Source organism: Aminobacter aganoensis, assembly GCF_014206975.1.
Classification (GTDB): domain Bacteria; phylum Pseudomonadota; class Alphaproteobacteria; order Rhizobiales; family Rhizobiaceae; genus Aminobacter; species Aminobacter aganoensis.
Genome location: NZ_JACHOU010000003.1, coordinates 629,808 through 642,899, shown reverse-complemented (window position 1 = coordinate 642,899; position 13,092 = coordinate 629,808). Strand labels below are relative to the sequence as shown.

Here is a 13,092-nt window from a genome sequence, read left to right as displayed (position 1 = left end):
CATCGGCCACCTCGTCGAAACCATCGAGGCAGCCGAATGCAGGAACTACTTCGAAAACGCCGGATACGCTTCCGTTAAAACATGAAGGGCTCTAGCTTGAAATGCCAAGCGCCGCGTGTCCCAGGGATGCGCGGCGTTTTTGTCATGAAGGGATGTTGCTGTGCTTGGCCCGCCTTGCGGACAGACGCTCCGCCGATCCATGACCGTTCACTTTCGGCAAGGGCCAGAAGGAGACTGGTGCAGCAGACGCACGAGCCGAAGTCCGCACGACCTCTCCCCTGTCAGGACATCTGCCCCGGGGAATAGACGCCAGGCAGGGGTCGAAGACCGAGGCTATTCGCTGCTGCTGCCCTGCGGGTAGGAGATGATCGAGAGATAGCGGATCGGCAATGTGGTCAGTTCTTCCGGGCCATGCGGCGCATCTGCATCGAAAAACAGGCTGTCGCCCGGCGTCATGCGGTAAAGGTTGTTGCCGTGGCGGTAAACGACCTCGCCTTCCAGCATGTAGAGGAACTCCATGCCCTCATGCTGGAACATCGGAAACACATCGGAATCTTCCGACAAGGTGATCAGATAGGGCTCGACGACGACGCCCGCGGTATTGGAGCCGATGTGGCCCAGGAGATTGTACTGGTGGCCGGCGCGGGTGCCGCGGCGTTCGACGTCGACCCCTTCGTTGGCCTTGACGAAGACGGCGTTGCGTTCCTCCTCGAAGCGGCGAAAGAAGGCGGTCAGCGGCACACCGAGAGCGCGCGACAGCGACTGCAAGGTGGTCAGCGACGGCGAGGTGATGCCGTTCTCGATCTTCGACAGCATGCCGAGCGAAATGTTGGTCATCGCAGCGAGGTCGGCAACGGTGATGCCGAGCTTCTTGCGGAAGGCACGAACCTCGTGGCCGAGGGCCACCTCCAGAACCTTCTCCGGGGTATCGCGGACCGCGTGCGGATCCTGAAGCAGTGGCGTCGGGCGCGCCTTCGCGGAGACCGCAGCCGAAATGTTCTTGCCCTCGGCGACAGCGACGGCTGACATGCGGTCTTCTTTCACCCTAAAAATCCCCTGCCATGGCAACTCTTGAAATCAGCTTTTCACTAGTGGTAAAATTATTTTCCAACGAGATCAAGTGCCGCTGACCGAAATGACGACAATTGCCTGCAATCTGCTGAATTTCCGACGGGAAATGCAGCAGGAAAGGCACCGAACGTGCGGAATGGCGATTTTTTTGGCGTTGCGGCTCAGCCGCGCATCAATGCCTGAAACTCGGCGGGCGGCAGCAAGGCGCCGTGATGGGCGATGACGGTCGCGGCGACCCTTGCGGCAAATTCGGCGGCAAGGCGGGGATCGCCGGTTTCGAGATATTTCGCCAGGAAGGCGCCGTTGAAGCTGTCGCCGGCGCCCGTGGTGTCGACGACCTTTTGCGCGCGTGCGGCGGCGACGAAGGATTGCGCCCCGCCGAAGTCCAGGGTGATGCCTTCGGCACCGTCCTTGACCACAAGGTTCTCGGCACCGAGCGTACGATAGCGGGCGATGGTCGCGGTGATCGAGGCGTCGCCGAAATGCGTCGCCTCGTCCTCGAAGCTCGGCATGACGATGGTGGCAGCGGCCGCACCCGCCGAAATCGTCCGGCGCATGGTCTCGGCGTCATCCCACAGCCGCGGGCGGATGTTGGGGTCGAAGGCAACCAGCTTGCCGCCGGCCTTGGCGCGGCCGATCTCCGACAGCAGCGTTTCGACGGCACCGGGCGACAGGATCGCCAGCGTGATGCCGGAGAACAAGATCACGTCCGAAGCTTCGATCGCCGCGCGCAGGGCAGCAGGATCGTCGGCGAGCAGGCGCGCGGCCGATGCCGAGCGCCAGTAGGAGAAGCTGCGCTCGCCGTCCTTGAGATGGATCATGTAGAGGCCGGGCGAGCGCTCGGGCACGCGCCTGACGAAGCCGGTGCCGACCCCTGTGCCCTCGACGAAGGCCAAAAGCTCATCCGAGATCGTATCGGTGCCGACGGCGGTGAAATAGTCGACCGGCCGCTCGCCAGGCAGGAAGGCGCGCATGTAATAGGCGGTGTTGAAGGTGTCGCCGGCAAACCCCTTGCGCAGCAGACCGCCCTCGGCCTGCCTGAGTTCGACCATGCATTCCCCGATCAAGAGAGCGCGCTGCGACATGCGGTGAGCCTATCCAGGATGAGTTCAGGTCAGGGTCGGGTGCGTCAACCCCGGCCCGCGGCACGGACGGTGCCATGGCCATCCTCGTCAGCCGTGTGCCCGAGACGGCTCGACAGGTCAACTGCCGCGTCCTGCAGGCTCTTGAGATAGCTGGCGTGGTTCTTCAGCCCGTCCTCGCGCGGTGCCACCAGGCACAGCGTCGCCACGCAGACGCGATCTGCCTGATAGACCGGCACGGCGAAGCAGTGGGTGAACGTCTCGACGGCGCTGTCGAAGGTGTAGTAGCCGACGCGGGAAGCCTCGCGCACCTCGGCGATGAAGACGGCCGGGTCGAGCCACTGGCCGCTGGGCAGGCGAAAATCGTCCTTCGGGATGAAGTCGAGGATCTCCTGGTCGCTCATATGCGCAACCAGCAGGCGGCCGGACGCCGTCCACGGGATCGCCACCGGGTCGCCGACATTGGACGAGATGCGGAAGGGCCGCGAGCCCTCCTTCATCTGGGCGACGGTGTACTTGTTGCCTTCGAGCAGGCACATCTGCGCGGTTTCGCGCGTCTCCTCGGCGATGTGGGTCAGAAGCTTGTCGCAGTCGCGCATCAGGTCGAACTGCTCGGCATAGGCCATGCCGAGAAAATAGAGCTTGCGGCCGAGGAAGACCCGGCCGTCCTCGCCGCGGTATTCCAGAACGCCCTGGCGCATCAGCAGGTTGACCAGTTCATAGACCGAGGAGCGCGGCGCTCCGATGCCAGACGCGATCTCGTTTGGACGCAGCGGCGTGCGCTTGAGACGCAGGAAATTCAGGATCTCGAAGGCGCGGTCGAGGCCGCGCGCCCGCCTGTTGGTCATGTCGTCCGTAACGTCGTCCATGTGCCGCCTCCCCGGCTCAACGCCGAGCAAAAACCTCGTGAAGTCACGGCGCCTTGTAGGCGACGCAGTCGATTTCGACCTTGCAATCGACCATCATACTCGACTGGACGCAAGCGCGGGCCGGCGGGTTGGCGCCGAAATACTCGGCATAGACGCCGTTGAACGACCAGAAGTCGCGGGGGTCGTCGAGCCAGACGCCGACGCGCACGACGTGCTCCAGGCCATAGCCGGCTTCTTCGAGGATGGCGATCAGGTTTTCCATGGTCTTGCGGGTCTCGGCGATGACGCCGCCACCGACGATCTCGCCATTTTCCATGGCGACCTGGCCGGACACGTAGAGCCAGCCATTGGCCTCGACGGCACGGGCGAAGGGCAGCGCCTGCTTGCCTGCCCCGGTCTGGCCGGTGCCGTAGCGCTTGATCGTCATGTTCATTCTCCGAATGCTCAGTTGAAGGTTGAGGTCTTGAGGAACTCCGCCAGCCGCTCGGTCTGCGGCTTCAGGAACATCTCGCGCGGGTTGCCCTCTTCGCCGATGCGGCCCTGGTTCATGAAGATGACGCGCGAGGAGACTTCGTAGGCAAAACGCATCTCGTGGGTGACGAGCAGCATGCTCATGCCGTCGCGGGCGAGATCCTTGATGACCTGCAGCACCTCGTTGACCAGCTCCGGATCGAGCGCCGAGGTGACCTCGTCGAACAGCATCAGCTTGGGGTTCATGGCAATCGCACGGGCAATGGCCACGCGCTGCTGCTGGCCGCCGGATAGCTGGCCCGGGAAACGGTCGCGGCGCTCGGCAAGGCCGACGCGGTCGAGCCACTTCTCGGCAACGCTGCGCGCCTCGTCGCGGCGCATTCCCTTGACCTTGACCAGGCCAAGCATGACGTTCTCCGCAGCGCTCATGTGCGGGAAGAGGTTGAACTGCTGGAAGGCCATGCCGGTCATCGCGCGCTGGCGGGCGATTTCCTTTTCCTTCTTGCGGCGGCGCGTGCCGCCTGTCGTTTCATAGCCGATCTCTTCGCCGTCGATGCGGATCGAACCGCCCTGAAACTCCTCCAGCATGTTGATGCAGCGGAGCATCGTCGTCTTGCCGGAGCCGGACGAGCCGATGATCGAGATGACATCGCCCTGGGCCATCGTGCAGTCGACGCCCTTGAGCACTTCGACATCGCCGTAGCGCTTGTGCAGGTCGCGGATTTCGAGAAGGTTGCCGGTCATAGGGGCGGCCTCAAGATGGAATGGAGGTTTTGCGTTCGACGTAGCGGCCGAAACGCTCGATGCCGTAGTTGACGGCGAAATAGAGGAAGCCCGCGAAGAAATAGAATTCGAGGCTCATGAAAGTGCGCGAGATCAGTTCCTGCGTCCGAAGCAGAAGCTCGGCGACGCCGATGATCGACAGCAGCGTCGAGGCCTTGACCATCTCGGCTGCGGTGTTGACCCAGGCCGGCAGCACCTGGCGCAGCGCCTGCGGGCCGAGCACATAGGCGAAGGTCTGCGGGAAGGTCAGGCCGATTGCCTTGGCAGCCTCGGTCTGGCCCTTGGGGATCGACTGCAGCGCGCCGCGCACGATCTCGCCGACATGCGACGAGCAGAACACGGCAAGCGCGAGAACGCCGGCCTGGAACGGTCCGAGGTCGATGCCGACCGTGCCGAGCACGTAGTAGCTCGCCAGAACCAGCACCAGTACAGGCGTGCCGCGGATGAAATCGGTGTAGCCGCGCACCAGCCAGCGCAGCGGCCTGGCGCCATAGGTCAACGCGAGGCCGACGCCGATGCCGAGGACCGTGCCGACGAGGATCGCCAGGACCGAGATGGAGACGGTGACGCCGATGCCCTTGAGGATCGGGATGCGGGCCAGCCACAGCGTTTCGAAGAATGTCACGAGTTCCATGGCGATCACCGGGGAATGGACATGCGCCGCTCGAGCCGGCGCAGCAGGGCTGCGAGCACCGAGCAGGTGGCGACATAGAGACAGCTGGCGACGATCCACGTTTCGATGACGCGGAAGGTCTCGACGTTGATCTTGCGCGCTTCGAAGGTCAGTTCCGGCACGGCGATGGCCGCAGCCAGCGATGTGTCCTTGAACAGCGAGATCAGCGTGCTCGACAACGACGGCAGCACGTTGCGCAGCATCAGCGGCATGACGATGGAATTGCGGATCTGCGACTGCGTCAGGCCGATGGCCAGCCCGGCTTCCTTCAAGCCGTTGGGCACGGCGAGCAGGCCGCCGCGGAAGACCTCGGCAAGATAGGCCCCCGAATAGAGCGCGAGCGTCGCGACGAAGCTCTCGATCTTGCCCAGACGGATGCCGAGCTGGGGCAAGGCGAAAAAGGTGAACAGCACCAGCACGAGGATCGGCGTGTTGCGGATGATGGTGACGTAGATGCGCGCGGGATGGCGCAGCATGCCACGCTTCGACAACAGGCCGAAGGCGGTGACCAGGCCGAGCACGCAGCCGATGGTGATCGCCACGAAGGCGAGCCCCAGGCTGAGCGCCAGGCCCATGAGCAGCTGGTCGAAGCTGCGCCAGACCGCCGAGAAATTGAGGGTGTAACCCATGGTGCCGTAAGGTTCCGATCAAAGGGAGTGGCGCGGCCGGCAATAAGGCCGCGCCATCATCGAGCTTACTTGTACTCGACCGGGAAGCCGATCTGCGGCGGAGCAATCTCCTTGCCGAACCAGGTCTTGTAGGAATTGGCGTAGAAGTCGAACTCGACGCCGGTCATTGCCTCGTGCAGCGCGGTGTTGACGAAGTTCAGCCAGTCCTGGTCGCCGCGCTTGACGCCGCAGGCATAGGTCTGCGGGTTCCAGCCATAGCCGGCGTCCTTGTAGCGATCGGGGTTCTGCTTCATGTACCAGGCAAGCGAGGACTGGTCGGTGGCAACCGCATCCGAACGGCCCGATTCCAGCGCCTGGTAGATCAGGTCGACGGATTCGTACTGGTCGACCTTGGCCTCGGGCAGTGCCGCATGCACCATGGCCTCGGCATAGACGTTCTGCAGCACCGACACCGTCACGCCCGAGCCGGCAGCCTTCAGCGCTGCAAAGTCGGCATGCTTGCTGTCGGCCTTGAGCATCAGGCCCACGCCTTCGCGGTAGTAAGGAATGGTGAAGGCAATCTGCTGGGCACGCTCGCCAGTCACCGTCATGAACTGGCAGGTCAGGTCGACCTTGTCGGTGGTGATGTTGGGGATGCGCGCATCCGACGACTGGTTGACGTATTCGATCTTGTCCGGATCGCCGAACAGCGCCTTGGCGACGATGCGGCCCATGTCGACGTCGAAGCCCTGGAGCTTGTCGTCGACGCTCTTGAAGTGCCACGGCGCATTGGTGCTGCCGGTGCCCATGACCAGGTGGCCACGCGCCAGAACCTCATCGAGCCTGCTTTTTTCCTGCGCGCCTGCAGGCATTGCGGTCATCAGCGCGGCGACGGCTGCTGCCGCCAAGAGATAAGCTCTCATCTCACCAATCCTCCCGGAAAGAATGTCTCTAAATGTCCATTATTGTGTACATGTGTCCTGAATAATGGATTGACGTATAAAGCGGTACGCGGCATTGTTTGTCAAGCGCTTCGGAGGCAAGGTCCCCGGCGCTTGTGACGTGGAGGCTGTGCAAGACATGTTCGACGAGATCCAGACACCCGCCGTTTTGGTGGATATCGATGTGGCGAAGCGCAACATCGAGCGCTTCCAGGCCTATGCCGACAGCCACGGGCTGAAAATCCGCCCGCACATCAAGACGCACAAGCTGCCGGCGATTGCCGAGATGCAGCTCGACGCCGGCGCAGTCGGCATCACCTGCCAGAAGATTTCGGAAGCCGAGGCCATGGTCGCCGGCAGCGACCGGCTCAACGATGTGCTGATCACCTACAACATACTGGGTGACGACAAGCTGCATGCGCTCGTGGCGCTCGCCCGCAAGGTCAGGCTCGCCGTGGTCGCCGACAATGCGACCGTCGTCGACGGGCTGGCTGGCGCCTTCGCATCGGCCGGTGCCACGCTGAATGTGTTCGTCGAATGCAACACCGGCGCCGACCGCTGCGGCGTCGGCTCCCCGCAGGAAGCGGCCGAACTGGCGGCCCGCATCGACGCCGCCCCGCGCCTCACCTTCGCCGGGCTGATGACCTATCCGCCCGTCGGCGGCGCCGCCAGAGTGCAGGCCTTCATGACCGAGGCCAAGGCGCTGATCGAGGCCAAGGGGATCGCGGTTCCCACCATCACCTCGGGCGGTTCGCCAGACATGATGCTGGCCCATCTCGTGCCCGCGACGACCGAGTTCCGCCCCGGCACCTATGTCTACAACGATCGCTCGCTGGTGACGCGCGGCGTCTGTGGCTGGGACGATTGCGCGCTGACGGTGCTCGCCACCGTCGTCTCGGTGCCCGCGCCCAACCGCGCCATCATCGATGCCGGCTCAAAGGCGCTGACCTCCGACCTGCTCGGCCTCACCGGGCACGGCCATGTGCTCGGCTATCCCGACATCTCCATCGACCAGTTGTCGGAAGAACACGGCCGCCTGCGCAGCGAAGGCGACATCGGCCTCACTGTCGGCCAGCGTGTTCGCGTCGTGCCCAACCACGCCTGCGTCGTCACCAACATGGTCGACGGCGTGTACGTCTACAGCAAGGACAAGGCACCGGAGCTCTGGCCAGTGCCGGCGCGCGGCAAGATCATCTGATCCGCGCCACCCCGTGAAAAAGGCCTCCCGGTCATCGCGCCGGGAGGCCTTTCCGTTTCAGGCCAAGTGGGTCAGCGAACGACCAGCACCGGCACCTTGCTGTTGGTCAGCACTTCGATCGTCTGGCTGCCGAGGATCAGGCGTCCGATGCCGCGGCGGCCGTGCGAGGCCATGACGATCAGGTCGCAGCCACGATCGTGGGCAATCTGGTTGATCGCCTCGGCCGCCCACATCTCCTCGACACGTATCGTCTCGGCGTTGACGCCCAGCTTCTCGGCATCGGCCCTGGCGGCCTTCAGGACCTTGGCGCCATATTCCTCGCCGGCCTTCTGGTAGGACACGATGTCCTCGGCGGTCGCCACCGGGCCGTACATGCCTGCGGAGGCGAAGATCGGCGCCGGCTCGGTGACATTCATGATCGTCACCTTCGCACCGATGCCCTTGGCCAGGCTCAGGCCGTGGTCGAGCCCCTTCTGCGCCAGTTCCGAGCCATCGGTGGCGATGAGGATGTGGGTGTACATGGAAATCTCTCCTTGGCCCGACTGCATCTGGGGCTCGACCGACTCTTCGCACCAGCCTTTCCGACCGACGCGCCGGGGTCAAGGCAAAGGCCCGGAGATCGACTGGCACAGCGCATGGCGCATGCACAAAGCCCTTGACCGTTATATTCCAACGAACATAACAATGCGCCCGAACGCTATATTTACATGAATATATCCAGAGACCGTGACCACAGCTGAGACCGACAGCATGAAACGCCGTAACCTTTTGATTTCACTCCTGGCCGCTGCCACCGCCCTTGTCGGCTGCGCCTCATTCGCCTCTGCCGAAGAGCGCATCTTCACCGACGCCGCCGGCCGCAAGGTGGCGCTGCCTGAGAAGATCAGCCGCGTCATGGCTGCCGGCCCGCCCGCCTCGGTGCTGCTCTATTCAGTCGCGCCCGAGCGCATGGTCGGCTGGGTGCGCGAGTTCAAGGATGACGAGAAGGCATTCATCGCAGCCCCCTATCGCGACCTGCCCGTCCACGGCCGCCTGACCGGCAAGGGCGACACCGCCAACATGGAAGCCGTGCTGGCGATGAAGCCCGACATCATCCTCGATGTCGGCACGGTGAACCCGACCTATGCCTCGCTCGCCGACAAGGTGCAGGAGCAGACCGGCGTCCCTTACGTGCTGATCGACGGCACCTTCGCCAACACGCCGAAATCTCTGCGCGAGATCGGCGAACTGCTGGGTGAAAAGGAACAGGCGGAAAAGCTCGCCGCATACACCGAGGCCGCGATGCAGCGGCTCGACAAGGTCGTGTCGGAAGTGCCGGCCGACCAGCGTCCACGCGTCTATTACGGCCGTGGCCCCGAGGGGCTTGAGACTGGGCTCGCCGGTTCGATCAACATGGAGGTGCTGTCCGCCGTCGGCGCCAGCAACGTTGCGGACGCCGCCGGCAAGGGCTCGCTCGCCAATGTCTCGCTCGAACAGATCCTGTCGTGGAACCCCGACGTCATCCTGACGCTCAGCCCGAAGTTCCAGAAGTCGGTTCTGTCCGACCCGTCATGGGCCGGCATCAAGGCGGTGAAGGATGGTCGTGTTTTCCGCGCGCCCGCTTTGCCCTTCGGCTGGTTCGACGCGCCTCCCGGCGTCAACCGCGCCATCGGCGTTTCCTGGCTCACCTCGGCACTCTACCCCGGCAAGGCCGAGATCGACCTGAAGGCCGAGACCCGCGACTTCTACAAGCTGTTCTATCATGTCGATCTCACCGACGAACAACTCGCCAAGCTGCTTGCCGACACCGGCCCGAAGCCCTGAGCTTCGGGCGGAGGCCGATCGCTTGCAGCGTCACCATCTTGCCCAGCGCGCCGGGCCGATCGCCCTCGGTGTGCTGGCGGTGCTGCTCGTCGCCGCCATCCTCCTGGCGATCCTGACCGGCAAATATCCGGTGACGCCGTCTGATATCCTCGCCGTGATCGCAGCCAGGATCACGGGCAGCGCAAGCGGCATCGCCCCGACAATCGAGACCGTGATCTGGAACGTGCGCCTGCCGCGCGTCGGCGCCGGCATCCTGGTCGGTGCCTCGCTGGCGACGGCAGGCGCGGTCTATCAGGGCCTGTTCCGCAATCCGCTTGTCTCGCCCGACATCCTCGGCGTCTCGGCCGGTGCCAGCTTCGGCGCCGTCGTCGGCATCTTCCTGTCGCTGTCGGTGCTCGCCATCCAGGGTCTCGCCTTCGCCGGCGGGCTGGCGGCGGTAGCACTCGTCTATGCCATCGGGTCGATCGTTCGCGAGCGCGACCCGATTCTCGTGCTGGTGCTGGCGGGCGTTGCCATCGGCGCCCTGCTCGGCGCCTGCGTGTCGCTGCTCAAGGTGCTCGCCGACCCCTACAACCAGTTGCCGGCCATCACCTTCTGGCTGCTCGGCAGCCTCGCCAGCATCAACCGCGCCGACCTTTGGTCGATCCTTCCGGCCGTGATCGTAGCGCTGGTGCCCATGGTGCTGCTGCGCTGGCGCATGAACCTGATGACGCTCGACGACGAGGAAGCGCGCGCGCTCGGCGTCGAGACCCGTGGCATCCGCGTCGTCATCGTCGCAGCCGCCACGCTGATGACCGCCGCCGCAGTATCGATCTCGGGCATCGTCGGCTGGATCGGCCTGCTCGTGCCCCATGTCGCGCGCATGTTCGTCGGCCCCGATTTCTCGCGCCTGCTGCCCGCCTCGATGCTGATCGGCGCCGCCTATATGGTCGGCGTCGACACCCTTGCCCGCAGCATCGCCGCCATCGAGGTGCCGCTCGGCATCCTGACCGCCGCCCTCGGCGCACCGTTCTTCCTCTATCTGCTCCTGACGACCCGGCGAGGCTGGCAATGATGCTTCAGGCAACCGATCTCGCATTCGGCTATGGCCGCATCAAAGTCGGCCAGGGCGTCACCCTGTCGGTCGATCGTGGCGAGGTGCTGTGCCTGCTCGGCCCCAATGGCTGCGGCAAGACCACCCTGTTCAAGACCCTGCTCGGCCTGTTGCCGCGCCAGGGCGGACGTCTGGAGCTCAACGGCAAGGACATCGCGGACTTCTCCCGGTCACAGTTCGCGCGCCACGTAGCCTATGTGCCACAAGCGACAGGCGCCTATTTCCCGTTTTCGGTGTTCGACGTGGTCCTGATGGGCCGCGCCAGCCGTATCGACACCTTCGCCTCGCCGACGATGGCCGACCGGGCGATCACGCAGGAAGCGCTCGCCGCACTCGGCATCGGCCATCTCGCCACCCGCCCCTTCACCGACATCTCCGGCGGCGAGAAGCAGATGACGCTGATTGCGCGTGCGCTCGCCCAGGAGCCCGAATTGATCGTCATGGACGAGCCGACGGCCAGTCTCGATTTCGGCAACCAGGCGCGCGTGCTGAGCCGCATCTCCAGCTTCGCCGCCTCCGGCATGGCCGTGGTCATCTCCACCCACGACCCCAGCCACGCCTTCGCCTGCGCCAGCCGCGTCGCGCTGATGCAGGCCGGCGCGCTCGTCGCGATCGGCAGACCGGCCGACGTGCTGACGCCGCAATCGCTGCAAGCCCTCTATGGCGTCGAGGTTGCAGTGGCCTATCTCGACCAGGCCGGACGCCATGTCTGCACGCCAACCCTCAACGAAAGGAACGCACCATGAAGCTTAGTGCCCGCAACCAGATCAAGGGAAAGATCGTCGAGGTGACCAAGGGCGCGACCACCTCGCATGTCCGCATCGACATCGGCGGCGCGGTCATCACCGCCTCGATCACCAATGAGGCGGTCGACGAACTGAAGCTCGCCGTGGGCAAGAACGCCCATGCGATCATCAAGGCATCCGACGTCATGGTCGGGGTCGACTGAGCGTGGTCCGAGAAAACGAGATCCGCGACGGCGAAAGCGCCGTCGCGCTACCGACCCAGCACGACGCCGGGGTCTATTTCATCGGCCGAATCCGCACGCCGTGGGACTCGCGCCTTTTGACCCCGCGCCAGGGCCGCGCCGACGGCCCGGTCTGTCACATCGAGATTTTCGAGCCATGGGTGGCGGCGCTCGAAGGCATCACACAGTTTGCCCGGCTCGAAGTGCTGTACTGGCTGCATCTGTCGCGGCGCGACCTGGTGCAGCAGAGCCCCGCCAATGACGGCACCGCGCGCGGCACCTTCTCGCTGCGCTCGCCCGTCCGCCCCAATCCGATCGGCACCCAGATCGTCGAGTTGGTCGGCGCCGAGGGCAACGTTCTCTCGGTTCGCGGCATGGACTGCCTCGACGGCACGCCGCTGATCGACATCAAGCCCGATCGCAGCCTGTTCACGCCGATTGCCCCGCCGCAGCCAGGCGATTTCCAGACGGGCTAGTTCCGGCAGATCTCGGCCGCCAGCCCGTCTGCGCTGCGCTTGGCTTCGGTGCCGACGGTGTAGGTGGCGCATTCGAGCGTGTCGGCCATCTTGGTGCCGTCGAGCTCGAACGTCATTGGCCGATCGCCAGTCGGGAACACCTGGCGTTGCAAGATCCAGCTCAGTTGGTTGCGCACGATGTCGGGGTCCATGTCGGGCGAACGCCGGATCACAGCCTCGACGCCGAGTTGCGGATTGGCGAGGCAATCGCGCCAGGCCTGGCGCGTGATCGTCTGGAGCTTGCCGGCGAGGTTCGGCTCCTGCTCCAGCACCGAATTCAGCGCCACCAGCGCGCCCGAATAAGTGTCGAGCCCGTTGTCGGCGAAGTAGAGGAAGTCGAGCGCGCTGGCGTCGTAGCCGCGCATCTGCATGGCAAACTTCAGCGTCGCGTCGAAACAGGTCGCGGCAAGCACCGAACGTGACGCCACCAGCCGGTCGCGCTCCTCGGGCTGGACGCCGAGATAGGTGTAGCTGTCGGGGGCAAAGCCGTTGCGCTTGAGCAGCAGCGGCAGCAGCCGCGCCGAGGTGTCGCCATTCGGGCCGCACAAGGTGCTGCCCGGGACATCGGCCAGCGTCAGGCACTTGCCGTCGGAGATGTAGCCGAGACAGCAGGGCGTGTGCTCGTAGATCGGCACAAGACAGGAAATCTCGGTCTCGCCGGCGCGCAGCGCGCGCTCGAACACCGAGGATACATCACCGAATCCAATATCTGCCTCACTGCCCGCCAAGGCGCGCGTCACCAGCGACGAGCTGAAGCCCTCGACGAAGGTGCAGGAGAGGCCGTGATCGCCGAAGTAGCCGGCGTCAACGGCGTGCAGGAACGGCGAATTCTGCCCTTGAAACAGGTAGTTAAGCTTGAACCTCAGTTCCATTCCACAAAACCTCGAACTTTCGGAACGGCCGTTCTTGAGAATCATTTTCTCCAGAAACTATTGTATCCAAAGCGGTTGCCGTCCTTGGTGGCTTTAGCAATTTGCGATATAACCCAAACATTCAGTTTTCAAGCAGCCCATTCAAG

The 13,092-nt window shown here is 64.4% G+C and carries 16 protein-coding genes; 6 read left to right on the top strand and 10 right to left on the bottom strand.

Annotated elements, in window-relative coordinates:
• Positions 1 to 333: 333 nt before the first annotated feature.
• From GGR00_RS10765 to GGR00_RS10730, 8 genes are all read right to left on the bottom strand, one after another.
• On the bottom strand, positions 334 to 1,029 hold the full coding sequence (locus GGR00_RS10765) for a helix-turn-helix domain-containing protein (RefSeq protein ID WP_184699434.1): 696 nt from the start codon (positions 1,027 to 1,029) through the stop codon (positions 334 to 336).
• A 203-nt stretch (positions 1,030 to 1,232) separates the two neighbouring features.
• Entirely contained in the window at positions 1,233 to 2,156 is a 924-nt protein-coding gene (locus GGR00_RS10760) for a sugar kinase (RefSeq protein ID WP_184699433.1), read from the bottom strand.
• Positions 2,157 to 2,200: 44 nt separating this feature from the next.
• The gene (locus GGR00_RS10755; protein ID WP_184699432.1) at positions 2,201 to 3,022 is read right to left on the bottom strand and encodes an IclR family transcriptional regulator; all 822 of its coding nucleotides are present in this window, start codon (positions 3,020 to 3,022) and stop codon (positions 2,201 to 2,203) included.
• Positions 3,023 to 3,065: 43 nt separating this feature from the next.
• Positions 3,066 to 3,449, bottom strand: a complete 384-nt coding sequence (locus GGR00_RS10750) for a RidA family protein (RefSeq protein ID WP_055971638.1) — start codon at positions 3,447 to 3,449, stop codon at positions 3,066 to 3,068.
• A gap of 17 nt (positions 3,450 to 3,466) precedes the next feature.
• Positions 3,467 to 4,237: an amino acid ABC transporter ATP-binding protein gene (locus GGR00_RS10745; RefSeq protein ID WP_184699431.1), complete on the bottom strand. Its 771-nt coding sequence runs from the start codon at positions 4,235 to 4,237 to the stop codon at positions 3,467 to 3,469.
• Positions 4,238 to 4,247: 10 nt separating this feature from the next.
• Positions 4,248 to 4,910, bottom strand: coding sequence for an amino acid ABC transporter permease (locus GGR00_RS10740; RefSeq protein ID WP_055971640.1), 663 nt, complete (start codon positions 4,908 to 4,910; stop codon positions 4,248 to 4,250).
• A gap of 5 nt (positions 4,911 to 4,915) precedes the next feature.
• Entirely contained in the window at positions 4,916 to 5,578 is a 663-nt protein-coding gene (locus tag GGR00_RS10735) for an amino acid ABC transporter permease (RefSeq protein WP_184699430.1), read from the bottom strand.
• A gap of 65 nt (positions 5,579 to 5,643) precedes the next feature.
• Positions 5,644 to 6,480: a transporter substrate-binding protein gene (locus GGR00_RS10730; RefSeq protein ID WP_184699429.1), complete on the bottom strand. Its 837-nt coding sequence runs from the start codon at positions 6,478 to 6,480 to the stop codon at positions 5,644 to 5,646.
• Between the two features lie 157 nt (positions 6,481 to 6,637).
• Here GGR00_RS10730 and GGR00_RS10725 point away from each other — a divergent pair, with 157 nt between their 5' ends.
• On the top strand, positions 6,638 to 7,696 hold the full coding sequence (locus GGR00_RS10725) for a D-TA family PLP-dependent enzyme (protein WP_184699428.1): 1,059 nt from the start codon (positions 6,638 to 6,640) through the stop codon (positions 7,694 to 7,696).
• 71 nt (positions 7,697 to 7,767) lie between these two features.
• Here GGR00_RS10725 and GGR00_RS10720 read toward each other — a convergent pair whose 3' ends face one another.
• Entirely contained in the window at positions 7,768 to 8,217 is a 450-nt protein-coding gene (locus tag GGR00_RS10720; protein ID WP_184699427.1) for a universal stress protein, read from the bottom strand.
• Positions 8,218 to 8,446: 229 nt separating this feature from the next.
• Here GGR00_RS10720 and GGR00_RS10715 point away from each other — a divergent pair, with 229 nt between their 5' ends.
• From GGR00_RS10715 to tsaA, 5 genes are read left to right on the top strand one after another with little or no spacing between them, the layout of a single operon-like run.
• Entirely contained in the window at positions 8,447 to 9,499 is a 1,053-nt protein-coding gene (locus GGR00_RS10715) for an iron ABC transporter substrate-binding protein (RefSeq protein WP_184699426.1), read from the top strand.
• Positions 9,500 to 9,521: 22 nt separating this feature from the next.
• Entirely contained in the window at positions 9,522 to 10,553 is a 1,032-nt protein-coding gene (locus GGR00_RS10710; protein ID WP_184699425.1) for a FecCD family ABC transporter permease, read from the top strand.
• Entirely contained in the window at positions 10,550 to 11,338 is a 789-nt protein-coding gene (locus GGR00_RS10705; RefSeq protein ID WP_184699424.1) for an ABC transporter ATP-binding protein, read from the top strand. The genes GGR00_RS10710 and GGR00_RS10705 overlap by 4 nt, the downstream gene beginning before the upstream one ends.
• On the top strand, positions 11,335 to 11,541 hold the full coding sequence (locus GGR00_RS10700; RefSeq protein WP_184699423.1) for a TOBE domain-containing protein: 207 nt from the start codon (positions 11,335 to 11,337) through the stop codon (positions 11,539 to 11,541). The genes GGR00_RS10705 and GGR00_RS10700 overlap by 4 nt, the downstream gene beginning before the upstream one ends.
• Positions 11,542 to 11,543: 2 nt before the next feature.
• Positions 11,544 to 12,035, top strand: a complete 492-nt coding sequence (gene tsaA, locus GGR00_RS10695; RefSeq protein WP_184699422.1) for a tRNA (N6-threonylcarbamoyladenosine(37)-N6)-methyltransferase TrmO — start codon at positions 11,544 to 11,546, stop codon at positions 12,033 to 12,035.
• On the opposite strand, the gene GGR00_RS10690 is transcribed toward tsaA, so the two are convergent.
• Positions 12,032 to 12,946 carry an ABC transporter substrate-binding protein gene (locus GGR00_RS10690; protein ID WP_184699421.1) on the bottom strand — a complete coding sequence of 305 codons (915 nt, stop codon included), beginning with the start codon at positions 12,944 to 12,946 and terminating at the stop codon, positions 12,032 to 12,034. The genes tsaA and GGR00_RS10690 overlap by 4 nt on opposite strands.
• Positions 12,947 to 13,092: the final 146 nt, after the last annotated feature.

Excerpts from the sequence above, each read along its gene's own strand:
- GGR00_RS10765 (WP_184699434.1), bottom strand. The coding sequence starts at position 1,029 with ATGTCAGCCGTCGCTGTCGCCGAGGGCAAGAACATTTCGGCTGCGGTC.
- GGR00_RS10760 (WP_184699433.1), bottom strand. The coding sequence starts at position 2,156 with ATGTCGCAGCGCGCTCTCTTGATCGGGGAATGCATGGTCGAACTCAGG.
- GGR00_RS10755 (WP_184699432.1), bottom strand. The coding sequence starts at position 3,022 with ATGGACGACGTTACGGACGACATGACCAACAGGCGGGCGCGCGGCCTC.
- GGR00_RS10750 (WP_055971638.1), bottom strand. The coding sequence starts at position 3,449 with ATGACGATCAAGCGCTACGGCACCGGCCAGACCGGGGCAGGCAAGCAG.
- GGR00_RS10745 (WP_184699431.1), bottom strand. The coding sequence starts at position 4,237 with ATGACCGGCAACCTTCTCGAAATCCGCGACCTGCACAAGCGCTACGGC.
- GGR00_RS10740 (WP_055971640.1), bottom strand. The coding sequence starts at position 4,910 with ATGGAACTCGTGACATTCTTCGAAACGCTGTGGCTGGCCCGCATCCCG.
- GGR00_RS10735 (WP_184699430.1), bottom strand. The coding sequence starts at position 5,578 with ATGGGTTACACCCTCAATTTCTCGGCGGTCTGGCGCAGCTTCGACCAG.
- GGR00_RS10730 (WP_184699429.1), bottom strand. The coding sequence starts at position 6,480 with ATGAGAGCTTATCTCTTGGCGGCAGCAGCCGTCGCCGCGCTGATGACC.
- GGR00_RS10725 (WP_184699428.1), top strand. The coding sequence starts at position 6,638 with ATGTTCGACGAGATCCAGACACCCGCCGTTTTGGTGGATATCGATGTG.
- GGR00_RS10720 (WP_184699427.1), bottom strand. The coding sequence starts at position 8,217 with ATGTACACCCACATCCTCATCGCCACCGATGGCTCGGAACTGGCGCAG.
- GGR00_RS10715 (WP_184699426.1), top strand. The coding sequence starts at position 8,447 with ATGAAACGCCGTAACCTTTTGATTTCACTCCTGGCCGCTGCCACCGCC.
- GGR00_RS10705 (WP_184699424.1), top strand. The coding sequence starts at position 10,550 with ATGATGCTTCAGGCAACCGATCTCGCATTCGGCTATGGCCGCATCAAA.
- GGR00_RS10700 (WP_184699423.1), top strand. The coding sequence starts at position 11,335 with ATGAAGCTTAGTGCCCGCAACCAGATCAAGGGAAAGATCGTCGAGGTG.
- GGR00_RS10690 (WP_184699421.1), bottom strand. The coding sequence starts at position 12,946 with ATGGAACTGAGGTTCAAGCTTAACTACCTGTTTCAAGGGCAGAATTCG.